Here is a 22,930-nt window from a genome sequence, read left to right on the forward strand (position 1 = left end):
TCTTAGTAATATTATTTTACTTCAATTTGCTTAGTCGCAATTTCTGTTTGTTCTTTTTTAGGTAAAACTAATTTTAAAACCCCATCATGATAAGAAGCATGAATTTTAGATGTATCAATATTACTGTCATCCAAAGTAAAGCTACGCTTGAAGCTGGATTGAAAATATTCCATTCTATGAGATTTTTTGTTATGTGTTTCAGCTTTTTTATCATAACTAATAGTTAATAATCCTTTGGCTAAATTAACTTTAAAATCTTCTTTTTTTAATCCCGGGGCGTATAAATCTACCTCAAAATTTTCCTTATCTTCAGATATATTTACAGGTGGAAATTTTACCTCTGCTTTATTCCATGTAGGAGCATTTGAAAAAAATTCATCGAATAAATTTCCAAAACTTTTGTTATTACTTTTAATTAAATCTGCCATAACGTTTATTTAATATTTTAAGATTTTATTGTGTTTATAATTTTCAAATTACAGGCCAAATATTTAAAAAAAAATGTAATTAATTAAAATACAAGACTCTATACAAAAAAACTATTTACATATAAGTCATTTTGTCACTAACACTGGTATGAAATAATATTTTGCATGTCATTTTGTCATTGTTTTTTATAATCTATTATTACGTGTATTGCTATTTTATTTATAATTTCATTTAACTTGCCTGAACGATTTTACTATATTTGCAATCTTAATTTAAAATTTAACTATTTTTTATCATTATTTAAAAAAAATAACTAGCTTAAATATTATTCATGGAAACTTTACACTATTTAATTGATTTCATTCTTCATATAAATGTTCATTTAGATGAATTAATGCGTAACTACGGAAACTGGATCTATGCTATTCTTTTTTTAATCATTTTTTGCGAAACCGGCTTAGTTATCACACCTTTTTTACCTGGAGATTCTTTACTATTCTCTGCCGGTGCACTAGCTGCATCTAGCGATGAATTCAGCATATACTTACTCGCCCTACTATTTGTTGTTGGTGCTATTTTAGGCGACTCAGTCAATTTTGAAATCGGAAAATATTTTGGTCATAAGCTCTTTAGTAACCCAAATTCTAAAATATTTAAGCAAAGTTATCTTCAAAAAACTCATGAATTTTATGAAAAACACGGAGGTAAAACCATCATACTTGCCCGATTTGTTCCTATTGTGAGAACATTTGCTCCTTTTGTTGCCGGAATGGGGCGCATGAGCTATAAATATTTCATTTCTTATAATATTATAGGTGGAGTAATATGGGTTTTTATTTTTTTATTCCTGGGATACTTTGTTGGCAATATTGAATGGGTTAAAAATAACTTGCCCCTGTTAATGGTTTTAATCATTGTAGTTTCTATTTTACCTCCCATTTTAGAAATTTTAAGAAATAAAATGATAAATGGTAAGGACAAATAATATAACTATTATTTGCTTAAGAGTTTTTATAAAAAATTTTATTTTAATATATTTGTTTACCTATTATTCATTATATGGATAATTTTACTATAAAATTTATTAAAAACTCACAAATTTAGATGAATATATATCGTTTTTTCAATCTACTCCCTTTTATTCTCATTACTATAACAGGCATGCTTTATCTGATTAACTTCTTTTTTGGAGTTATTCCGGAAACACTTTTGTTCGGTTGCCGTTGGTTATTTATTATTTCCATAATCATCTTTGCATTTAGAAAGAAAAATTTAACCATATGGATCTTCGTAGCTCTAATAGTAGGCGCTTGTTTAGGATATGATTTTCCCACTTTTAGCGGAAAGCTCGATATATTAAGTAAAATATTTCTTAAGCTGATAAAAACTATTATTGCCCCATTGATATTTGCCACTCTTGTTCATGGAATAGCTGGCCATTCAGACCTAAAACAGGTGGGAAGAATGGGGTGGAAATCTTTAGTGTATTTTGAAGTGGTTACCACTTTTGCTCTTTTTATAGGCTTAATGGCTATTAATATTACTCAAGCAGGTGTAGGAACAAAAAAAATTGATATTGTTCATGAAAAATTACCAGAAGCCGCTTCCCAATCTTGGGAAGATATTATATTACATATTTTCCCTGAAAACATCGCAAAATCTGTAGCTGAAGGTCAAGTTTTACAAATCGTAATTTTCAGTATCATATTTGGAATAGCATTGATCATGGTTAGTGAAAACAAGCGAACCTTTATGGTAAATTTTACAGATAGTCTTGCCGACACAATGTTCAAATTTACCAATATAATCATGTATTTTGCTCCATTTGGAGTATTGGGTGCTATGGCATATACTATTGCGCATATGGGATTGGACGCCTTAATACCTCTTATAAAGTTATTATTAACTCTATATGGAGCGCTTATTGTGTTTGTACTTCTAGTATTTTTTCCTATTGCCTTACTTATAAAAATGCCTATTAAACGATTTATTAAAGAAATTAAAGATGTAGCTTTTTTAGCTTTTTCAACGGCCAGTTCTGAAGCTGCTCTTCCCAAAGCGATGATTGCAATGGAAAGACTTGGCGTTCCACGAAAGGTAATAGCATTTGTAATGCCTACGGGTTATACCTTTAACTTGGATGGAACTACTTTGTATTTATCTTTAGCCAGCGTGTTTGTTGCACAAGCGACAGGTATGCATATGTCTCTTACTCACCAATTAGTTATGATCCTTGTCTTGATTATAACCAGCAAAGGAGTTGCCGGAGTGCCTCGTGCTTCTTTGGTTATTTTAATGGGTACAGCCAATTCTTTTAATTTAGAAGAATGGCCTATACTAATGATATTGGGAATTGATACTTTAATGGATATGGCTCGTACAACAATTAATGTTATTGGGAATTGTTTAGCCTCTGCTGTCATTGCTAAATGGGAAGGAGAATTTGACCCGGATGGAGCCGAAAAAAGGCTGTTGGAAGAAGACCGTATGCATAATACCTAATTATTTTTCAAGTCATAAATAATAATTTTATAAAAACCTTTGCACGTATTAGAATATTAGTATGGGTTAATTTAACTAAACATTGAAATTAAATATCTTGAACTATTGGCAATTGAAAAATCTCTCTTAAATCTAATTATGAACACAAGAGGGTAAATTATGTTTTTTTAGGAGGGGGTTACGGATAAAATTATATATTTAAACTGGAAAAATGTATTTCAATTTTATTGTTTTTAAAAAAACTGTTCAAAATATAACAGCTATTTCTCAATTAGAATTTAAATTCTAAAAGCTGTTAAAAATTTAAACAGTTATTCCAATTCTTTTTCATAGAACAGATTTAAGCCATAGTAAAATTTACCATAATGATCTATTAAATTGACACTTATATTTACATATAAGGCATAAAAGCTTTTATTACGTCGGTAGGGATGTCAAGTAATCTATAATCTTTAGAAGAAACAAATATTAATTGTTGTTTACCCTTTCCCAATAAATTACCTGCCGAATCGAATATCTGATGTTCCAAGGTTGCAATTTTACGATTATATTCGGAAGCTCTAATTTTTACACTTATACGTTCAAATTCTCGAGTTTCAGTAATATATTTATGTTCAAATGAACGCGTTAATATCAGATAGGTGGTATCTTTTAAATTAAAATCGGGTAATACATAATTAAAAAATAATTCTCTTGCCTTTCCTACCCAAAGCACATAAACTCCAAAATAAACATTTCCTACAGAATTGGTATCCACATAGGTTGCCATAAAAGTGTGTACAAACCATTTACCTTCAAAATGACTTCCTGTGCTAACTTCCAGTGTTTTTCCATTAATAACTGTATGGGTTGCTTTAGATAAATTTTTTAAAACAGGAATTTCGGAGGCTGCGTCGATAACTTCTTCAACTTTCTCTTTTACCACTCTTAACAAATCGGTATTTAAAACCAGCCAAATGACATAGAGTATGGGCAGTATAGAGCCTAATATCATAAACAAAGCCATTTGCATAAAATAACCTCCCGCGAATACAGCTAATGAAAGTGCTCCTATGGAAAAAAGTTTAACTTGAGGTAACGAATGTTGAGAATTGGGAACAAAACATCGCGCAATACCTAAGGATGCGTAAGCCACAAAAAAAGTAGCATAAAATACCATAAAATATTCCAATTCAAAATTTGCCAGGACGGAAAATATCGTAATAAAACCTGCCAAAATATAGGTAGGTATGGGAGAATCTGCAATTCCTTTAGGTATTAGTGATAATACTGGACTATTGCTGGTTTTAGAAATCTCTTTTAAAAACCACTGAGTAGAGACATAGCCACTATCTAAGGTTGTTAATACTGCCAAACTTATAAATAAATAATACGAAAAGGGAATCCATTCGGGAAGAGTGGATCGAAAATGTATCATATACTCAACAATTTGTTCATGACCGTATTTAATTCCTCCTAATCCAACTGATGCCATATCCGAATTAAACCAAGCACTGTTGAATACAAAGCTTGCCATCAAACCATGAAAAATAAGTAATAAAAAAAATATAACGGATCCAAAAAAATATCCGCTGCAAATATTAGTTCCTTCTTTTCTCATTTGAATAGCTCGTTGCCATTGTTGTAAATCAAGCCAAGGACCTACAAAAAAACCTACTAGAATTGCAACCAAATATCCTATAAAAATAGGTTTTCCGGTTTCATTTTTGATCCAAGAGTGATAACTATATATTTCTTTAGGTTGAATATAAGCTAATAAAGAAACTATTATAATTAATAACACAGCTCCAATTAATAAATGCCAGTACTTAATTGATTTAATCGTAAATTCTTCACCTAATAAACAGGAGGCAGAGATAACTAAAGCTACTACCAGTAATAAAGAAAATATTTGTAATATATTCCCTCCATTATCCCATTCCGGCCAATATGAAGCTAGCAAGGGAATAAATAAATATTTTACTGTGGCGAAAACTGTCAAAGTTATTGCCAATAATTGGTATAAATACAAACTGAAACGAAAAGGCTTATACCATTTTTTATAAAAACGCTCTAAGGATTCTTGACCTTTATCCCGATGGGCAATTTTTTGAGTTCCGTATCCAAATAAAAATAATCCGATGGAGTTTAATAAAGCAAATCCAAATAAGCCTGTTAAACCGAATAAATATGTTATTTGTACGGAAAAAAATAGTCCTAATCCCCAAAGCCATGAAAGAGCAACTGAATTACCCCATAAAAAAGAATTTATGATTTTAGATTTCATTAATTTTAAATTTAATGTATGAATTATAAATTTCAATAGTTAATAGATGTCAAAAATAATGCATAAAAGTGAGTAAGAAACTTATAAAGAAAAAGTTCAATTAACTTAGATAAATCTATAGAATTATCAATTTGTTTTTTTGTAACTTAAAATTGCCCCAACATTTAACACTACAGCAAAGATAATAATTATATATAATTGATGGGAGATATCAGCCAATGTACTCCCCTTCATATAAACCAATCTCATAACCTCTATAAAATATCGAACCGGATTAAACATGGTAATGATTTGCGCCCATCTGGGCATACTGCTTATTGGGGTATAAAGGCCTCCTAATAAGAAAAATATAATTATAATAAAAAATAACACAAACATAGCTTGTTGTTGTGTTGATGAAAAATTGGAAATCATTAATCCAAATCCGGTAAATGCAATAAGATAAAAAAAACAAAAAATATAAATTATCATTATATGTCCTGCCGGAACGATCCCATAAACTAACCAGGCTATAAACATCCCTATGCTTAGAATAAGCATTCCCATAACCCAAAAGGGAATTAATTTACCTATGATAAAAATATATTTGGGAATAGGCGTAACATTTATCTGTTCAATAGTTCCTGCTTCTTTTTCTTTAACAATATTTAAGGAAGAAAGTGCTCCACCTATAATACTGAGAAGCATAACCAGGATGCCGGGAACCATAAAATTACGATAATTCATTTCTGTGTTGTAGATATAGTATGGTTTAACAAAAATTTGTCCTAAATTTTGAGATTGATTTACCAATTCAAGATTATAAGCAGCTAAGATTTGACCTAAATATGAAGACCCTAATCCTGCTTTCTGGCCGTTTATGGCATTTACAGATAGCATAACATCCGTTGATTTTTCCTTTATAAAAGTATCTTCAAAATGGTGCGGAATTTCTAAAATTAAATCTGCTTCATTTTTTTCTACTATTTTTAATGCTGCTGAATAAGAAGTTGAATAGTTTGCCAGCTTAAAATATCCTGAAGATAGTATTTTTTGTATTAATTCTCTGGAAGCAGTACTATGGTCGTTATCTATGATGCTTAGTAAGATATTTTTCTGCTCAAAAGTGGCTGCCCATGGCAATACTAATAATTGAAAAACAGGCATAAAAAAAACCAGTCTCAGTATAGTTTTATTTCTAAATATTTGAAGGAATTCTTTTTCTAATAAAAATTTTAAAGTTCTCATAATCTGTTTTTAAACATTTTGATACTTACGACTAATAAAAAAAGGGTCATGCCAATAAGTATTAAACATTCTTGCCATATAGCCCCAAATCCAATCCCTTTAATCATTACATCCTTAAGTGCTGTGATAAACCAAGTAGCAGGTAAAATAGTAGAAATAACTCTAAGCAGTATAGGCATATTTTCTACCGGAAATATTAATCCTGAAAGCAATAACGTTGGAAGCAATAATCCCATGCCAGAAATTAACATTGCAGATTGTTGTGTTTCCGTTATAGAAGAAATTAAAATTCCCAATGATAAGGTGGAAAGAATAAAAATAGTACATAAAAAAAGAAGTAAAAATAAATTGCCTTCTATAGGAACTTCTAATACTGTGATTGATATAATTAATATGGAAAAAACATCTATAATTGATATCAGAAAATAAGGCACAACTTTAGCCAGGACAATGCTAATAGGCTTTAGCGGAGAAACCAATAATATTTCCATTGTGCCTTGCTCTTGTTCTTTAACTATGGAAATAGAAGTCATCATGGAGCAGATTAACATAAGCACCAATCCCATGATTCCAGGAACAAAATTATAGGCACTTTTTAACTGGGGATTATACAGCATTTTAACCTGACTTTTAATTATATATGATCCCGGACTTGCTTTGTTTATTTGCTGTTTTTGATATTCCGCTATAATCGTTTGTATATAACTGACTATAGTGGAGGCTTCATTAGGATCTGATGCATCTACTATAAGTTGAACTTCACTTGATCCTTGATGATATAAATCTTTATCAAAGCCATGAGGGATAACCACTGCCAGTTTGGCTTCACCTAACCGAAAACGTTGTTCTACTTCTTCTAATTTATTAAAATAGCCAGTAAGATCAAAATATTTACTAGCATTTATTTGTTCTATTAATTGTATGGATTGAATTGTTTTAGAGTTATCTAACACTATAAAGGAAGCATTTTTTATTTCTGTAGTTATAGCAAATCCAAAAATCATAAGAAGTGCTATAGGCATAATTAAAAGCATAAGCATAGTTCGGAAATCACGAGTAATGTGATAGATTTCTTTTTTTATAAAACTGAAAAACTGATACATATCCTGTAGTACTTATTTATTGCTTTTATGTTAATTAAAATTTATTCTCTTTTTGCTCCCCTTGCCAATAGCTGAAAAACTTCATCCATAGTAGATACATTAAATTTATGACGAAGCCCTGAAGGAGTATCTAATGCTTTTATTTTTCCATCAACCATAATAGAAACGCGGTTACAGTATTCTGCTTCATCCATGTAGTGCGTCGTTACAAAAATAGTTATTCCATAGTTAGAGGCCCGATAAATCATTTCCCAAAATGTCCGTCTTGCTATGGGATCTACTCCTCCGGTGGGTTCATCCAAAAAGACAATTTCAGGAGAATGAAAGGTCGATACGGCAAAAGAAACTTTTTGCTTAATACCTAAAGGTAAAGATTTTACTAAAATATCTCTTTCTGTTTCTAGGGATAGCTCTTCTAAAGATTGCTCAGTTTTTACCTTAATGTCTTTAGTACTCATTCCGTAAATACCTCCAAATAAACGCATATTTTCTTTTATGGTTAAATCTTCATATAATGAAAATTTTTGACTCATATATCCTATATTTTTTTTAATCTTATCAGATTCTTTGTAAATATCATAACCGGCAACAATTCCCTCACCTGAAGTAGGTGTTAATAATCCACAAAGCATCCTTATCGCTGTGGTTTTTCCTGCTCCATTTGCCCCTAAGAAACCAAAAATTTCACCTCGAGATACCTCAAAACTTATATGATCTACGGCGATAAAATCTCCAAATCTTTTAGTTAACTCTTTAGTTACTATAGTTTTCATGCTTATTCATTAAGTAAATAAAACAATCTTCTATTCCCGGTTCAATTTCTTTAATTTCCACTTCGTCTATTTTGATCATTTCTTTTTTGAACGTCACATGCAAGTGTTCACCGAATATGTAACAGCTATTTATCTCTTTTTGATTGCGTAAATGTTGAAGGAGCTTATAATTATTCTTGGATCTTACAGAATACAATTTAAAAGGATATTCATCAGTAATCTGCTTAGGGGTGTTAACAGAAAGTATTTCCCCTGCCTGAATTAAAGCAATTTTATCACATAAGCTTGCTTCATCCATATATGGAGTTGAAACCATTATAGTGATTCCCTGTTCTTTAAGCCGGGCTAACATGTCCCAAAATTCTTTTCTCGATACCGGATCAACCCCTGTGGTTGGTTCGTCTAAAAATAAAACCGTCGGCTTATGAATTAAAGCACAGCATAAAGCCAGCTTTTGCTTCATTCCTCCCGATAGTTTACCTGCCCTTCTTTTTCTAAAGGGTTCTATTTGTACATATATATCCTTAATCAAATCATAATTTTTTTCTACCGTTGTATTGAATACCCGAGCAAAAAAACTAAGATTTTCTTCAATGCTTAGATCTTGGTAAAGCGAGAATTTACCGGGCATATAACCTATTTTTTCTCGTATTTGCAAAAAGTTTTTTTTAACATCTAAACCTTCAACGAAAGCATCTCCTTTATCTGCTACCAATAAAGTAGTTAATATCCTAAATAAGGTTGTCTTTCCCGCTCCATCGGGACCAATTAAACCAAACAACTCTCCTTTATTTACTTGAATGGATATATCTTGTAAAGCTATGACCGGAACTTTTCCCGGATAGGTTTTTGAAATATTTTGTATTAAAATAGCACTCATTATTTTTACATTAAAACTGTTGAATATTTAGCCTTACTTATTCAATAAAATTGTAAACAAAAATTTATTTAAAAATCCACATCTCCATACATACCTATTTTGATAAGTCCATCTGTATTAGCTACTGCAATTTTAACAGCATAAACTAAATTTTGGCGTTCATCTTTGGTCTGAATGGTTTTGGGGGTAAATTCAGCTTTATCGGATATCCAGGTTACGATTCCCGGATAAAATTTTTGTTTATCTTCTGAAATATTTATATAAACTTTTACTTTTTGGCCTATTTTTATTTTTTCAAGTTGTTCGGATACAATATACGCTCGTAAAAATAAATTTTTAGTATCCGCAATTTTATAGAGTGCTTTGCCTTGAGTAACTAGTTCTTTTTCTTCTACATATTTATTTAAAACAGTTCCCTTAATGGGATTAATAATTTTACATTTTTTTAATTGGTCCTCTATTTGTGCCACCTGAACATTATTTGTATTACTTTCTTCATTGAGACTATTAACTGACGTAGCAAGTGAATTTACTTGAGCGTTTAGAGATTTTTTAAGAACTTTAATCTGTGAATTAATATCATCCAGTTGTTTTTGGGTAGCTGCATTATCTGCCAATAATCTTAGAATTCTTCTTTTTTCAAACTCAGCTTTTTCAATCTGTTCTTTAATGGATGACACTTGCACAGAAATATCCGGTCTTTTTACCTGTATTGCTCTATTGGCCGCTAACAACTGTTTTTTCTTCAGATACAACTGAATACTGTCTATATATCCGACATATTGTCCTTGGGCTATTAGATCCCCTTCCGTTAGTTGAAAAATTTCCAATTTACCATTAGCTTCAGATGAAACAATTACCTCAGTTGCTTCAAATGTTCCCGACGCATCATGCTCAAACTTATTTTGGTTACAAGATAACATGATCATAAAAGTTCCTATGGTTAATACTATTAACTTTCTCATATTTCTAATTTCCTTGTGTGTATTTATAATTATAGATACTTTGTAAATATTGCATTTCATGTATAGAGTGGGTTAATCGTGCTTGATTTTCAGCATTAATATCTCCTATCAAATCATTCATATTATAAATTCCATTTTTATACTTACTTTCTCCCGCTTTTTTTACGCTGTTTCTAAGCTGTATAATTTCTTCATCTTTTGCCATTAACTTTTTATACTTATTTATTTCATTTTGAATTTGGGTAAGTTGAACATTCGTGTTAAATAAAAAAGTTTCTCTTTGTGATTCAAGAGAATTCATATCATTTTTAATTAATTTATAATCGTTTTTTCTAGTATATAAGTTTCCGAAGTTCCAACTTAAACGCACTCCACCTATAGCATAAGTTTTAAAATCTGTGCTCAGCATATTTAATCCCGGTTTTCCAAATCCTGCTTGAGCAAAAAGTGAAAATTTAGGCATATTTTTAGCTTTTATGGTACTTTCCTTAGCTTCATATAATAAATTTTGTTTATCATACATAATAAGTTCAGGACGAGTAATCTCTTCACCAAAATTGACTCTATTATCAGGAAGTTTGAGTTCAACCTCTTGACTTATTTCTTCATGAATAAATAAAGAAAGCATTTTTATATACGCTATTCGTAAAGTATTCAACTCAATTCTTTTTTGGTCAGTATTTAATAACTCCACTTTGACCAAATCCAAATCGGAGACCATAACTACTCCATTTTTCAGCATTGCACTTACTAAATCGTAATTAGTTTGTAAATCGGAGGTTAATACGTCCAATTGACTTAATTGCCTATCAATAGTTAGAATTCCAAAATATAGTTGGTTTATCTTTTCTCGTACTGTGTATAAGTTTACTTCTAATTTTTGTTTTTCTAAATCTGTATTTGCTTTGGTAATTCTATTCTGCGACTGTGTTGCTCCCCCATCCCATAATAATTGTGTAACATCTACTGCTACCTTGTATTGATCTTTATCCATTTGCGGTATATTAAATCCCGGAATTTTTAGTGGAATTGTAACTACTTGAGTTTGATAAGAAGCTTGTCCGCCGAGGGAAATTTGTGGTAAGTAATTCTTAGTTAAATTATCTAAAGTATAGTTTTCGGCAAGAGAAATAAATCCGTATTGCTTAATTAATGGATAATTTTCTCTTGCTTTTACCTGACATTCTTCAAGACTTAATTCCAGTAACTGAGAAAATAACAGACAAGGCAGTAAACATAATTGTATGAATATATACGTTTTAGTTTTCATAATCTTATTATTATACTAAATTTAATATTGATTTTACCCCAATCGGAGGGACTAAAGTTTTTCGTCGTTTAATAAAATCTGTGAAATTTTGTTCATCCATTTTATTTACATATTTTATAAAGGGTTGAGCATTTTTTGGAAAAATAGATATAGAAACAAAATTTATAAAAAATGTATGGCTGCAAAATTTAATTTTTTTTTATTTATTTGCTTGGTTATTTGTTTAAACATATACCTGTTTTTTATAAAACCTTAAGAGATTTTAACCTTATTGAAAAAATGTCGCATATTTATCTGTGATTCACTAAATAAAAAAACAGGTAAACTCGGACTTTTGGAAATTCCTTCTATATATCTGTATACTCCTGCATCAATTTTCTCAGATAAGGTTGTATTTTTATTATTCCTTATATTCTCCATGTAAGAGAACATTTCTTCTATACTTTCCTGGATCACTATTTAAAAAAATTTTCTTTGCTTCTGTAATAATAATTAAGTAAAACTAAATTGATTACAGCTTCCTTTACTATACAATCGGTGCGTGTTAAACCCAAACCTTTTTTTTGGAAAACACATTTGGCTGCCTCTTTAATTTTTGCTCTATTAATATATCTGTTACCATTTCCCAATTTTCATTTTCAATTTTACAACTTACTCACTGTAATTGTATTGCATTTTTTATACCACTTATATATTGTGCAAAATATTTAAATTTTTGATTGAATCAAATGATTAAATTGTATTTTAACTTTTAGCTAAGATAATTTAATTACACTCAAATCAATTTCTTTCATGGAAAATTAATGTTTAGATTTATAATTAATGTTTAAAAAAATACATTTTAATTTATACTATTAAATAAAAATAAAACAAACAATAATTACCATAAATTACTATACTCAATTATTAAAATAATATTAAATAAAAAAAAATAATTACTATTATAATTATTTTAATATAAATAATTACAATATAAGTATATAAACTTATAAAATCTAAATTTTGTTAGTTCATAGTATTTAATGTAAATTTGCGTGTCAAATTGTACAAGGATGAAAGAATTTAGTAAAGAAATATACCTCAAGTGGTTTGAGGATATGACTATGTGGAGAAGATTTGAGGACAAAGCTCGTTCTCTATATTTAAAAGATAAAATCAGAGGTTTTTTGCATTTATATAATGGTCAAGAAGCTATTGCAGCAGGTTTTACTCATGCAATGGATATAACTAAAGACAAGATTATAACCTCTTATCGTTGTCATGCTCATGCTTTAGCCATGGGAGTAGATCCCAAAGTAGCCATGTCTGAGTTATGTGGAAAAGCCACGGGTTCCTCTCAAGGGTTAGGTGGTTCTATGCATCTTTTCAGCCGTGAACACAATGTATATGGTGGACACGGTATTGTAGGTGGTCATATACCATTAGGTGCCGGAATAGCTTTTGCGGACAAATATTTTGAACGAGACGGGGTTACTATTTGCTACATGGGAGACGGTGCAGTAAGACAAGGTACTCTACACGAAACTTTTAATATGGCTATGAACTGGAAATTACCGGTAGTATTTGTTTGTGAAAACAATCAATATGCTATGGGAACATCCGTTGAAAGAACTACCAATAATTTGGACATTTACCAATTAGGCCTAGGTTATGAAATGCCATGTGCTCCGGTAGATGCAATGAATCCGGAAACCGTTGCTGAAGCAGCATACGAAGCTATAGAAAGAGCAAGAAGAGGTGACGGTCCTACTTTCCTTGAAGCAAGAACTTATCGTTTCAGAGGACACTCCATGTCTGATGCCGAGCCATACAGAACTAAAGAGGAAGTTGAAGAACATAAAAAAGAAGACCCAATTCTTTGTGTTAAACATAAAATTTTGTCTAATAACTGGGCAAGCGTTGAAGAACTAGATAAAATAGACAAAAGAATAAAGGATGAAATGAACGAGGTTGGTAAGTTTGCAGAAGAAGCTCCTTACGCTGATGATGATGTACTATACAAATATATTTACTCAGAGCCGAATTATCCTTTTTTAGATAAATTAGAAAACCAATAAAACACGAATCAAAACCAAATTATGGCTGAAGTTATAAAAATGCCTCGTCTGAGTGATACCATGACTGAGGGAAAAGTATCTAAATGGAATTTAAAGGTAGGAGATCCTGTTAAAGAAGGCGATATTATTGCTGAAATAGAAACAGATAAAGCTGTTCAGGATTTTGATTATGACGGAAATGACGGTATCCTTTTATACCAAGGAGTAAAAGAAGGTGATGCAGCGCCGGTGGATTCTCTATTAGCAATTATCGGAACAGCAGGAGAAGACATCAGCGCATTAATTGGTGGAGTAAACAGTAATTCTTCATCTTCTGAACCTTCTAATAATAACTACACTGGCAATAGCGATACTAAAACAACTTCTTCCCCTTCTGCTCCTGTGGAAATTCCTAAAGACGTGGAAATTATCAAAGTTCCCAGACTTAGTGACACCATGACAGAAGGTAAAGTTTCTAAATGGAACGTTAAGGTAGGAGATACCATAAAAGAAGGGGATATTATTGCTGAAATAGAAACGGATAAAGCTGTCCAAGATTTTGAATACGACGGTAATGGCGGTGTTTTATTATACCAAGGAGTTAAAGAAGGAGATTCTGCACTTATTGAATCTTTATTAGCAATTGTAGGACCTGCAGGTACAGATATTAGTGGAATTGTTTCCGGAGGAAGTGCTTCTACTGTTACAGCTGTTAAACCAGTAACCTCTGAACCGGTATCTGTTACATCTAACGATTTAAAAACTTCAACTGAAAATAATACAGTTTCATCCGGCAACGGTAAAATATTCGCTTCTCCTTTAGCAAAGAAAATTGCAAAAGAGAAAGGAATAAGTCTAGATCAAATTAAAGGAAGTGGAGACAATGGAAGGATTATCAGAAAAGATGTTGAAAATTTTGTTCCAGCAGCTTCTAATACCACAGTTGCTGCTTCAGTAAAATCTGCACCGGTAGCTCCACAAATAAATCCGGGCGTAGACACTGAAACTCCAAATTCTTCCATGAGAAATGCCATTGCTAAAAGTCTTAGTCATAGCTTATTTACAGCTCCGCATTATAATCTAGTATTTGAGATCAATATGGATAATGCTATGGAAGCAAGAAAAGCAATCAATAGTCTTCCAGATACTAAAATTTCGTTTAACGATATTGTAATTAAAGCGGTAGCAATTTCTTTAAGAAAACATCCTCAAATTAATAGCACTTGGTCTGATACTAAAATTATTCATCGTGGAAATATAAACATCGGTGTAGCTGTAGCAGTTGAAGATGGGTTAGTAGTTCCGGTAATCAAAAATACCGATTACTTATCTTTAACACAAATCTCATCAGCAGTAAAAGATTTAGCCGGACGAGCAAGAGATAAAAAATTAAAAGCTAATGAAATGGACGGATCTACTTTTACAATTTCTAACTTAGGAATGTTTGGAGTAGAATCTTTCAATTCTATTATTAATCAACCGAATTCATGTATATTATCCGTTGGGGCTATAATACAAAAACCAGTAGTAAAAAACGGTCAAATTGTGGTTGGTAATGTAATGCAAATATCTTTAGCCTGTGATCACCGCGTAGTGGATGGCGCTACAGGAGCTCAATTTTTACAAACTCTTAAAATGTATCTTGAAAATCCAGTATCATTATTGGCTTAAGAAACTAAAATATTTATTTAAAAAACATTCAATTCTATTAAGAATTGAGTGTTTTTTTTTTAACTTTATTTCATCAATATATAACTAATTTACAAATACTATATGTCCATATCTAATTTTACACTTACTATGATAAAACCCGATGCCGTTTCGAAAGGGTTAACGGGTTCAATTTTAAAAGATATTACTGATGCCGGTTTTAGTATAATTGCACTTAAACTAACCTCTCTTACTTTAACAGATGCCCAAAGATTCTATTCTATACATCAAGGTAAACCCTTTTATGAGGACTTAATACAATTCATGACTTCTGGGCCTATAGTAGCTGCCGTTTTAAAAAAGGAAAATGCAGTGGAAAGTTTTAGAAAGTTAATTGGATCAACCAATCCCGATCAGGCTGAAGAAGGGACTCTTAGAAAAAAATATGCTGAAAGTACACAGCGGAATGCCGTTCATGGGTCAGATAGTGATGAAAATGCAACTATTGAAGCCCATTTTCATTTTGCAGATAGGGAAATCTTTTTTTGTCTATAAAAATTCAGTGTCATCTAATTCTTATTTTTATAATTATATCATATTGTGTAATTATTTATTCTTTTTTATAATTTATTAGTAACTTAGGTGCACACAAGAAGTATCGAAATGATTAACGTCTTAGATGTAAAATATAAAGAGTATTCTCATTGGAAAGAGCTTTCCAATCAAGACTTATTAATAATTAACAAGGCTAAAGAAACACGTAATTTTGCTTATGCAAATCATTCTAAATTTAAAGTGGTAGCTGCTCTATTGTTGGATAATAATAAAATTTTAACGGAAAATAATCAAGAGATTGGCGCTTATCCCAGTAGCAGCATATGTGCAGAAAGGACAATTATTTTTTATACTGTAACTAATTATCTCTGTGCTAAAATAATAAAAATGGTTGTAGTAGCTGGAAAACACAATCCCATTTCCATTCCTCTCTCTACCTGCAAAGCCCGTAGACAAATACTTATAAAATACAAATGCAGATTAAAAATGCCCATTGAATTTCTTTTTACCGGTATAAAAGGAAAAGTAATTAAATTTAGCCAATGTGCAAATTTTCTACCCTTTTCTTTTTATGAAAGCACATTGTAATTATACTAATTAATTAAAAAAATAAATGTTTATTAAAAAAAATAGAAATTTTTTTCTTCTCCAGATAAAATAACCTGTTTTGAACCTAAATAATTAACATGAAAGTTACAGAACATATTTCTAATGCAAATGGAAAAACTTTATTTTCCTTTGAAATATTACCGCCTAAAAAAGGAGAAGACTTACAAAATATATTTTCCAATATTGATCCCTTAATGGAATTCAATCCCCCTTTTATCGATGTAACCTATCATAGAGAAGAATATGAATACAGAGAGCTTCCCAATGGATTGATTCAAAAAATAGTTACAAGAAAACGTCCCGGTACTGTGGGGATATGCGCTGCTATACAACAAAAATATAAAGTTGATGCAGTACCTCATCTAATATGTGGCGGTTTTAATAAGGAAGAGACAGAAAATATTCTTATTGATTTTAATTTTTTGGGAATTGATAATATTCTAGTATTACGAGGAGATCCTATAAAAAGCGAGGGTATTTTTAAGCCTCATTCACAAGGACATTCTTATGCTAATGAACTAGTTAGCCAAGTAGAGAACATGAATTCAGGAAAATATCTCCATGAAGAATATGCTAATGGAGCTACAGACTTTTGTATTGGCATTGCCGGTTATCCTGAAAAACATTTTGAAAGCCCGAATTTAGATACGGATTTAAATTATTTGAAACAAAAAATTAATGCCGGAGCAGATTATATTGTTACCCAGCTGTTCTTTGATAACAATAAATATTTTGATTTTGTAAGTAAATGCAGGAGTATTGGAATTAATGTACCGATAATTCCCGGTATAAAGCCTGTATCTATAAAAAAGCACCTCACTGCACTCCCTAATATTTTTCACATTGATATGCCTCAAGAATTGGTTATGGCTGTGGAAAAGTGTAAGGATAACAAATCAGTCTACGAAGTTGGTATAGAATGGACGGTTAATCAATGTAAGGAATTAATGAAGCATGGAGTTCCCGTACTTCATTTTTATTCAATGGGGAGATCAGAAAACATAACAAAAATAGCAAAAAAACTTTTTTAAATGCAAAAGATAAAATTAAAGAACATTAAAATTTATGCTTATCACGGATGTTTAGAAGAAGAGGCTAAAATTGGTTCCTTCTATATAGTGAATGTAACGATATGGCTAAATTTGGAAAGATCCGGTAAATCGGATTTACTTACTGATACTGTTAATTACGGAAATGTAGCACAAATAGTTAAAGATCAAATGGCCATTCGATCCAATCTATTGGAACATGTAACGTATCGAATTATACGAGAAATAAAAGCCCAATGTAAAAAAGTAAAAGCCATAAAAGTCTCAGTTGCGAAGGTCACCCCTCCTGTAAATGTAAATATAGATCAGGTAAAAGTAACTTTTAAAAAGAAATTTTATTAGATTTTACATTTAATTCAAAAAAAATTGTAGATTTGCAATCCAAGAAACGGCTTCGTGGCCGAGCGGCTAGGCAGAGGTCTGCAAAACCTTGTACAGCGGTTCGAATCCGCTCGAAGCCTCAAAAAAACCATCTCTTTAGAGATGGTTTTTTTAGTATTACTTATTTTACTTAACTCGCGCCCAATTTTCAATCAACCTATCAGGTGTTTTACAAGCTTTCTTTTTAAGTACAAAACAATTTCTTTTTGTTGAAAAAGAATTTCTATCGTGCAATATATCTTCTTTCATCTCTTTTAATTCCTTCATTCTACATTCGGCCGCTTTTTCTGAATCAAAAGGTTTTTTCATTTCTTTTTTATTTAATTGCTCTGCTTGCATGGCTTGTCCCCACAACCAATCAGAAAAAAAATTTATTTCCCTGGGACCAACAGAATCAATCAATCCAATTTCTAAAGCCTTAGTCACACTTACAGGTAAACAATCTTCAGTTAACTTTCTAGCCTGAAGGTCTCCTACCCGTTTAGGTAATGTATACGTCCAATATTCTGATCCATATAACCCCATAGTAGCATAATGAGGATTGAGTATTATTCCATCTCTTGCACATACATAATCTGCAGTTAAAGCCAGCATGACTCCACCCGCTCCTGCATTTCCGGTGATTCCTGCAATTATCCATTGTTTGGTATCTAAAAGTTCTAAACACACATCGTCGATCGCATGTATATTATTCCATGCTTCTTTTGCCGGATCTTCTGCAGCTTCAATCGTATTTAAATGTATCCCGTTGGAAAAAGCGTTGTATCCTCCTTTAATAAGCAATATATTCGTATCTTGTTCTTTAGCAAATTGTATGGCTTCTATCATTCTTTTACATTGAACTGTACTCATAGCCCCGTTATAAAAATTAAAAGTAAGCTCCCCTATTTTTCCTTTTTGTGAATAATGTATAGTACTATATTCATCTTTAGAAAAAACAGACTCCTGTAACGAACAAGTTAGATCTTCCAAATTATTTGCTTTCTCTTTTAGTACTTGTACAGCGGGTAATTTAAAAGTGAACTGATCTTTTGAAGCTCTCTTTAAAGAGCCAATCCATAAGCTTTTTTCTCCTGCTCCAATTAAAACCGCCTCTTCCCGTCGCGCTAACAATTTCCCTGATTTACCTTCTCTATGATCTAAATAAGCATCATATATGTAAAATTTTTCACCTTCTATTTCTGTTAATACCCCCGGAATTCCTTCTGCTGAATTTACTATATTTAAAATATCTCTTGCCGGTATAGTCCATTCAAAATGACGATCCGATTGTCTCATATTGGGCTCAAGTTTTCCCTTTATATTTTCATTATTATAATCTAAAGGAATGGGCTTTACTTTTTTTATAAATTTATCAATTACCTCAAAAATACATTCTATAGCAGCATCACTTACAAAATTGTTATAAAGCTCTGACTTTCTGATTAGAGTAGGTTTATCAAATTCATGACTTGACCAAATGGGCCCGGCATCCATTTCTTAAACAGCTTGCAATGCGGTTACCCCCCATGTATCAAAATTCTTCAAGATTGCCCAATCTAAAGAGGATGCTCCTCTATCCCCTATTATACCGGGATGGATAATTATGATTGGTCTTCTCTCGTTTTTCCAAAGTATTTTAGGTACTCTATCTTTCAAAAAGGGACATATAACTATATCCGGATCGGCAGTCTCAATCGAGTCTACAACTTCTTCTTCTGTGGTAAAAAGTAAAAAACTAACAGAATATCCCGCTTCTTTTAATGAAAGCCAAACTCTTTGAGTCAGGCCATTAAATGCAGAAGAAAGTAAGATAATATTTAATGATTTTTTCATATTTTCTAACTTTAGTTATTTCAAAATAAACATTTTAACTAATTAACAAATATATATAAATTAAATAACTATAATTATAATATGAAAATAAATAATATATTAGATTATATTAAAATATAATTTATTTTTATACTCTATTATAATTTTATAATAAAAAAGCAGATTTTTTTTAATCTGCTTTTTTATAACGTTTTATTAAAAATTATATCTTTTCGATAACTACAGCACTCGCTCCTCCTCCTCCATTACAAATTGCAGCAGCTCCATACCTGGCATTATTTTGTTTTAATACATTAATTAGGGTAACTAATATTCGCGAACCGCTATTTCCTAAAGGATGACCTAAAGAAACTGCTCCTCCATTTACATTTACTTTTGATGTATCTATGTTTAATATTTTCGCATTGGCTAATCCAACTACGGAAAATGCTTCATTAAACTCAAAAAAATCAATATCATCTAAAGATAAATTTGCTTTTTTTAGGGCTTTCGGAAGAGCTAAAGAAGGTGCCACGGTAAATTTTTCAGGTTCACAGGCAGCATCTGCATACGAAATAATTTTAACTAATGGTTTTAATCCTAATTCTTTGGCTTTTTCAGCTGTCATTAGTATTAAAGCAGAAGCTCCGTCATTTAAAGTTGACGCATTAGCTGCTGTTACGGTACCTTCATTTTGAAATACCGGGGATAATTTTTTTAATTTGTCAAAATTTACATTTTTAAATTCTTCATCTTCCGAAATAATTATGGGACCTTTTATTTTTTGATGTACAGTTACAGGCACTACTTCTTCTTGAAATTTACCGGATTTCCACGCTAATTCTGAACGTATATACGATTGTATGGCAAAAGCATCTTGCTCTTCCCTGGAAATGTTGTATTCCTTTGCACAGGCGTCTGCACATATTCCCATATGATTGCGATCATAAACATTAGTCAGCCCATCCTTGATTAATCCATCAACTAACTTTTGATCTCCCAGCTTGTTTCCAATCCTCCCTTTCGTTAGATAATAGGGTACTTGAGACATAGATTCCATTCCTCCTGCTACTACTATTTCATTACCTCCTGCCAGAATAGATTGTGCTCCTATAATCACCGCTTTCATTCCAGATGCACAGACTTTGTTTATGGTTGTGCACGGGACTATATTCGGTATTCCGGCTCTTAATGAAGCTTGTTTTGCAGGTGCCTGACCAACATTTGCTTGTAAAACATTGCCGATAAAAACCTCATCTATTAAAGTTTTTTCCAATTTAATTTTATTTAATGCTCCTTCTATAGCTGCTGCCCCTAATTGCACCGCTGAAAGGCTTGATAAACTGCCTAAAAAACTTCCTATAGGTGTTCTTGCAGCAGAAACAATAACTAGTTCTTTCATTTTTTAAAGGTAGAATATTTTTAATCTTAAATTTTTTCTGTTGACTTTTGGTAAATATACTTCTTTTTACTTTAAAATGGTGAATTTTGACGTCATTCCTATCATTAAATAAGAAATTATAAATAATACTATAAGTGCTATAATTTAATTTTTTAAAAAGTAATTAATATCCAGACCAGTTTTAGTTACCATAAGTTCGAAAGAAAAATTGAATGATTACTATTATAAGGTTAGGTTTACAATTAAAGCATTTATTAAAAATAAAATAATACTTTAAAAATCTTTAGACATCTAGACATCATCCAAATTAATGATCAATGTTTCAGTTTTAGGGTGTGACATACAGGTTAATATTTTCCCATTTTTGAGATCATTTTCGGTTAGAATTAAATTTTCATCTACATATACTTCTCCTTCTTTCTTACTACAAATACATGCCCCACAAACTCCTCCTTTACAAGAATAGGGGGCATCTACACCACTGTCTAATAAAGCAGTAAGTAAGGAAGAACCATTATTTATCCAATTCATGGTTTTTGTACTTTGTTGAAAAGTAAAAGTAACTTTTACTTCTTTAACTGTAGATCGTTTTATCTTATCATCATGAAAAACTTTTTCTACCGGCTCATATAATTCATAATGTATATTTTTTTTCGGTATTCCATGCTCATAAATAGCATTAGCTAGAGTAACAATCATTTCTTTAGGACCGCAAATAAGAGCTTCATCCAACTCATCCCAGTTCATAATTTGATTGATGATTAACTTAATTTTATGTGCATCCAATTTACCCTCAAATAGCTTATCTTGCATTTTTTGTTGAGAATATAAAAAATAAGGGAAAAAATTATTAGGATTTTTTTCACGTAACTTAGTAAGTTCATTTTTAAAAATGACCTCTTTTTCATTAGTATTGCCATAAAAAAGATAGAATCGAACTCCGGATTCATGATACAAAGTATCCTTAATAATGCTTAAAATCGGAGAAATACCACTACCGGAGGCAAATGCCGCCAAAGTTCTTTTTTCGTCTGGTCGCGAAGGAATTCCAAAAGTTCCTATAGGAGCTGAAACCAACACATAGAATCCTTCTTTTATATGTTCTTGCACAAATTTTGATACCCTTGCATTTTTGGTCCTTTTTATTACAAAAGAAAGATATCCTTCATAAGGTGCAGTGCATATTGAATAATCTCTTTCAACGATTTCTCCATTAATCTCAAATTGAAAACGAATAAATTGCCCCGGCTTCCAATGGAATATAGACTTTAAATGTTCGGGAATCAACAAATCAAATCGAACGCTTCCCGAAGTAAGCCGGATCACTTTTTGTACATATAAAGAGTAAAAGCGCATCATGTTTCTTTATTTTAAATCTGCAAAAATACCGGATTTAAATTAAAAAATATTTTTACCCATTTGCAGCTTACAGAAATTGAGTTCAACTTATTAAAAACTATAAACTTACAACATAACTCTTAATGGATTGATTCAGAATCCTCTTGTACGGAAATTATACTATCGACAATATAGTTGGTAAATCCTCTCCAGGGTAAAGCACCAAAATATTCTTTATAATGAAGAATTACATCTTTTCCGGTAAGCTTCATTAATTTATGTGCTAATTCTTCATTGTCCACAGAAAATTCAAATTCATTTGATTGCATACCTCCCGTAGCTCGTGATTTGAATCCGGTTTGAATTAATTTCCCTTCATAGGTCTTAAAAATTAATCCTTTATGCATGATATAATTTAATTGTCCGGATTTTACACTGCTGTCACCATAAGGTATATAATAATATATATAAAATATCCCTCCCCCTAAAATACTAATTATCAGCAATAGGATTATAAATGTTTTTTTCCATGAACCTGATTTATTTTCCATATTCAACAAATTTATTTATTTGATTTAACAGTATCAATTTTCTTTTTTTTGATTCAAAGAATGAATTAGCATATTTCGATAATCTTTATCTTTTTAAAAGTTAGTTTATCAACTTTTTACAATCCAAATTTGTTCCAATTAGTTCAATTA

Annotated in this window: 23 protein-coding genes and 1 tRNA gene; 9 read left to right on the top strand and 15 right to left on the bottom strand. The window is 31.2% G+C overall.

The features are described from left to right. Nucleotides 1–11: 11 nt before the first annotated feature. Nucleotides 12–428, bottom strand: a complete 417-nt coding sequence (locus ASC36_RS00080; protein WP_055424449.1) for an Hsp20/alpha crystallin family protein — start codon at nt 426–428, stop codon at nt 12–14. A gap of 332 nt (nt 429–760) precedes the next feature. Between ASC36_RS00080 and ASC36_RS00085 the strand changes: the two genes are divergently transcribed. Both ASC36_RS00085 and ASC36_RS00090 read left to right on the top strand, forming a co-directional pair. Continuing rightward, entirely contained in the window at nt 761–1,414 is a 654-nt protein-coding gene (locus tag ASC36_RS00085; RefSeq protein WP_055424450.1) for a DedA family protein, read from the top strand. Between the two features lie 176 nt (nt 1,415–1,590). Then, nucleotides 1,591–2,931 carry a dicarboxylate/amino acid:cation symporter gene (locus ASC36_RS00090; protein WP_245630705.1) on the top strand — a complete coding sequence of 447 codons (1,341 nt, stop codon included), beginning with the start codon at nt 1,591–1,593 and terminating at the stop codon, nt 2,929–2,931. A 391-nt stretch (nt 2,932–3,322) separates the two neighbouring features. On the opposite strand, the gene ASC36_RS00095 is transcribed toward ASC36_RS00090, so the two are convergent. The 9 genes from ASC36_RS00095 to ASC36_RS11170 form a co-directional block, all read right to left on the bottom strand. Next, nucleotides 3,323–5,197: an acyl-CoA thioesterase gene (locus ASC36_RS00095; protein WP_055424452.1), complete on the bottom strand. Its 1,875-nt coding sequence runs from the start codon at nt 5,195–5,197 to the stop codon at nt 3,323–3,325. Nucleotides 5,198–5,323: 126 nt separating this feature from the next. Next, nucleotides 5,324–6,424, bottom strand: coding sequence for an ABC transporter permease (locus ASC36_RS00100; RefSeq protein ID WP_055424453.1), 1,101 nt, complete (start codon nt 6,422–6,424; stop codon nt 5,324–5,326). Next, nucleotides 6,421–7,527 (bottom strand): ABC transporter permease, encoded by a 1,107-nt coding sequence (locus ASC36_RS00105; RefSeq protein ID WP_055424454.1) that lies wholly within the window; start codon nt 7,525–7,527, stop codon nt 6,421–6,423. The genes ASC36_RS00100 and ASC36_RS00105 overlap by 4 nt, the downstream gene beginning before the upstream one ends. 41 nt (nt 7,528–7,568) lie before the next feature. After that, nucleotides 7,569–8,300, bottom strand: a complete 732-nt coding sequence (locus ASC36_RS00110; protein WP_073961167.1) for an ABC transporter ATP-binding protein — start codon at nt 8,298–8,300, stop codon at nt 7,569–7,571. Next, entirely contained in the window at nt 8,281–9,180 is a 900-nt protein-coding gene (locus tag ASC36_RS00115) for an ABC transporter ATP-binding protein (protein ID WP_055424455.1), read from the bottom strand. The genes ASC36_RS00110 and ASC36_RS00115 overlap by 20 nt, the downstream gene beginning before the upstream one ends. A 68-nt stretch (nt 9,181–9,248) precedes the next feature. Then, on the bottom strand, nt 9,249–10,145 hold the full coding sequence (locus tag ASC36_RS00120) for an HlyD family secretion protein (RefSeq protein WP_055424680.1): 897 nt from the start codon (nt 10,143–10,145) through the stop codon (nt 9,249–9,251). Between the two features lie 4 nt (nt 10,146–10,149). Then, nucleotides 10,150–11,415, bottom strand: coding sequence for a TolC family protein (locus ASC36_RS00125; protein WP_055424456.1), 1,266 nt, complete (start codon nt 11,413–11,415; stop codon nt 10,150–10,152). A 252-nt stretch (nt 11,416–11,667) separates the two neighbouring features. Further along, nucleotides 11,668–11,871 carry a hypothetical protein gene (locus ASC36_RS00130; protein ID WP_055424457.1) on the bottom strand — a complete coding sequence of 68 codons (204 nt, stop codon included), beginning with the start codon at nt 11,869–11,871 and terminating at the stop codon, nt 11,668–11,670. Next, entirely contained in the window at nt 11,871–12,044 is a 174-nt protein-coding gene (locus ASC36_RS11170; RefSeq protein ID WP_082435361.1) for a TetR family transcriptional regulator, read from the bottom strand. The genes ASC36_RS00130 and ASC36_RS11170 overlap by 1 nt, the downstream gene beginning before the upstream one ends. Before the next feature lie 423 nt (nt 12,045–12,467). Here ASC36_RS11170 and pdhA point away from each other — a divergent pair, with 423 nt between their 5' ends. The 7 genes from pdhA (at nt 12,468) to ASC36_RS00165 (ending at nt 17,775) form a co-directional block, all read left to right on the top strand. Beyond that, nucleotides 12,468–13,472 carry a pyruvate dehydrogenase (acetyl-transferring) E1 component subunit alpha gene (gene pdhA, locus ASC36_RS00135; protein ID WP_055424458.1) on the top strand — a complete coding sequence of 335 codons (1,005 nt, stop codon included), beginning with the start codon at nt 12,468–12,470 and terminating at the stop codon, nt 13,470–13,472. 21 nt (nt 13,473–13,493) lie between these two features. Next, nucleotides 13,494–15,122 carry a 2-oxo acid dehydrogenase subunit E2 gene (locus ASC36_RS00140; RefSeq protein ID WP_055424459.1) on the top strand — a complete coding sequence of 543 codons (1,629 nt, stop codon included), beginning with the start codon at nt 13,494–13,496 and terminating at the stop codon, nt 15,120–15,122. Between the two features lie 102 nt (nt 15,123–15,224). Further along, a complete protein-coding gene (locus ASC36_RS00145) occupies nt 15,225–15,656 on the top strand; it encodes a nucleoside-diphosphate kinase (protein ID WP_055424460.1) in 432 nt (143 codons plus the stop codon). A 108-nt stretch (nt 15,657–15,764) separates the two neighbouring features. Beyond that, nucleotides 15,765–16,244, top strand: coding sequence for a cytidine deaminase family protein (locus ASC36_RS00150; protein WP_055424461.1), 480 nt, complete (start codon nt 15,765–15,767; stop codon nt 16,242–16,244). 98 nt (nt 16,245–16,342) lie between these two features. Continuing rightward, the gene (metF, locus tag ASC36_RS00155; protein ID WP_055424462.1) at nt 16,343–17,296 is read left to right on the top strand and encodes a methylenetetrahydrofolate reductase [NAD(P)H]; all 954 of its coding nucleotides are present in this window, start codon (nt 16,343–16,345) and stop codon (nt 17,294–17,296) included. Further along, entirely contained in the window at nt 17,297–17,656 is a 360-nt protein-coding gene (gene folB / locus ASC36_RS00160; RefSeq protein WP_055424463.1) for a dihydroneopterin aldolase, read from the top strand. A gap of 48 nt (nt 17,657–17,704) precedes the next feature. Beyond that, nucleotides 17,705–17,775: transfer RNA gene (locus ASC36_RS00165), tRNA-Cys, on the top strand. 46 nt (nt 17,776–17,821) lie between these two features. On the opposite strand, the gene ASC36_RS00170 is transcribed toward ASC36_RS00165, so the two are convergent. The 5 genes from ASC36_RS00170 to ASC36_RS00185 all read right to left on the bottom strand — a co-directional run bounded on the left by ASC36_RS00170 (nt 17,822) and on the right by ASC36_RS00185 (nt 22,780). After that, on the bottom strand, nt 17,822–19,171 hold the full coding sequence (locus ASC36_RS00170; protein ID WP_221400548.1) for an enoyl-CoA hydratase-related protein: 1,350 nt from the start codon (nt 19,169–19,171) through the stop codon (nt 17,822–17,824). Nucleotides 19,172–19,174: 3 nt separating this feature from the next. Next, the gene (locus ASC36_RS10920; RefSeq protein WP_221400549.1) at nt 19,175–19,510 is read right to left on the bottom strand and encodes a hypothetical protein; all 336 of its coding nucleotides are present in this window, start codon (nt 19,508–19,510) and stop codon (nt 19,175–19,177) included. A 202-nt stretch (nt 19,511–19,712) separates the two neighbouring features. Then, the gene (locus ASC36_RS00175) at nt 19,713–20,891 is read right to left on the bottom strand and encodes an acetyl-CoA C-acyltransferase (RefSeq protein WP_055424464.1); all 1,179 of its coding nucleotides are present in this window, start codon (nt 20,889–20,891) and stop codon (nt 19,713–19,715) included. 291 nt (nt 20,892–21,182) lie between these two features. After that, on the bottom strand, nt 21,183–22,250 hold the full coding sequence (locus ASC36_RS00180) for a 2Fe-2S iron-sulfur cluster-binding protein (protein WP_082435362.1): 1,068 nt from the start codon (nt 22,248–22,250) through the stop codon (nt 21,183–21,185). A 119-nt stretch (nt 22,251–22,369) separates the two neighbouring features. Then, the gene (locus ASC36_RS00185) at nt 22,370–22,780 is read right to left on the bottom strand and encodes a hypothetical protein (RefSeq protein ID WP_055424466.1); all 411 of its coding nucleotides are present in this window, start codon (nt 22,778–22,780) and stop codon (nt 22,370–22,372) included. Nucleotides 22,781–22,930 lie beyond the last annotated feature (150 nt).

It is taken from the genome of Apibacter mensalis (assembly GCF_001418685.1).
Classification (GTDB): Bacteria; Bacteroidota; Bacteroidia; order Flavobacteriales; family Weeksellaceae; genus Apibacter; species Apibacter mensalis.

What these genes read in the sequence shown, in the direction of transcription:
- ASC36_RS00080 (WP_055424449.1), bottom strand. Translation starts at nt 428, where the DNA reads ATGGCAGATTTAATTAAAAGTAATAACAAAAGTTTTGGAAATTTATTC.
- ASC36_RS00085 (WP_055424450.1), top strand. Translation starts at nt 761, where the DNA reads ATGGAAACTTTACACTATTTAATTGATTTCATTCTTCATATAAATGTT.
- ASC36_RS00090 (WP_245630705.1), top strand. Translation starts at nt 1,591, where the DNA reads ATGCTTTATCTGATTAACTTCTTTTTTGGAGTTATTCCGGAAACACTT.
- ASC36_RS00095 (WP_055424452.1), bottom strand. Translation starts at nt 5,197, where the DNA reads ATGAAATCTAAAATCATAAATTCTTTTTTATGGGGTAATTCAGTTGCT.
- ASC36_RS00100 (WP_055424453.1), bottom strand. Translation starts at nt 6,424, where the DNA reads ATGAGAACTTTAAAATTTTTATTAGAAAAAGAATTCCTTCAAATATTT.
- ASC36_RS00105 (WP_055424454.1), bottom strand. Translation starts at nt 7,527, where the DNA reads ATGTATCAGTTTTTCAGTTTTATAAAAAAAGAAATCTATCACATTACT.
- ASC36_RS00110 (WP_073961167.1), bottom strand. Translation starts at nt 8,300, where the DNA reads ATGAAAACTATAGTAACTAAAGAGTTAACTAAAAGATTTGGAGATTTT.
- ASC36_RS00115 (WP_055424455.1), bottom strand. Translation starts at nt 9,180, where the DNA reads ATGAGTGCTATTTTAATACAAAATATTTCAAAAACCTATCCGGGAAAA.
- ASC36_RS00120 (WP_055424680.1), bottom strand. Translation starts at nt 10,145, where the DNA reads ATGAGAAAGTTAATAGTATTAACCATAGGAACTTTTATGATCATGTTA.
- ASC36_RS00125 (WP_055424456.1), bottom strand. Translation starts at nt 11,415, where the DNA reads ATGAAAACTAAAACGTATATATTCATACAATTATGTTTACTGCCTTGT.
- pdhA (WP_055424458.1), top strand. Translation starts at nt 12,468, where the DNA reads ATGAAAGAATTTAGTAAAGAAATATACCTCAAGTGGTTTGAGGATATG.
- ASC36_RS00140 (WP_055424459.1), top strand. Translation starts at nt 13,494, where the DNA reads ATGGCTGAAGTTATAAAAATGCCTCGTCTGAGTGATACCATGACTGAG.
- ASC36_RS00145 (WP_055424460.1), top strand. Translation starts at nt 15,225, where the DNA reads ATGTCCATATCTAATTTTACACTTACTATGATAAAACCCGATGCCGTT.
- ASC36_RS00150 (WP_055424461.1), top strand. Translation starts at nt 15,765, where the DNA reads ATGATTAACGTCTTAGATGTAAAATATAAAGAGTATTCTCATTGGAAA.
- metF (WP_055424462.1), top strand. Translation starts at nt 16,343, where the DNA reads ATGAAAGTTACAGAACATATTTCTAATGCAAATGGAAAAACTTTATTT.
- folB (WP_055424463.1), top strand. Translation starts at nt 17,297, where the DNA reads ATGCAAAAGATAAAATTAAAGAACATTAAAATTTATGCTTATCACGGA.
- ASC36_RS00170 (WP_221400548.1), bottom strand. Translation starts at nt 19,171, where the DNA reads ATGGATGCCGGGCCCATTTGGTCAAGTCATGAATTTGATAAACCTACT.
- ASC36_RS10920 (WP_221400549.1), bottom strand. Translation starts at nt 19,510, where the DNA reads ATGAAAAAATCATTAAATATTATCTTACTTTCTTCTGCATTTAATGGC.
- ASC36_RS00175 (WP_055424464.1), bottom strand. Translation starts at nt 20,891, where the DNA reads ATGAAAGAACTAGTTATTGTTTCTGCTGCAAGAACACCTATAGGAAGT.
- ASC36_RS00180 (WP_082435362.1), bottom strand. Translation starts at nt 22,250, where the DNA reads ATGATGCGCTTTTACTCTTTATATGTACAAAAAGTGATCCGGCTTACT.
- ASC36_RS00185 (WP_055424466.1), bottom strand. Translation starts at nt 22,780, where the DNA reads ATGGAAAATAAATCAGGTTCATGGAAAAAAACATTTATAATCCTATTG.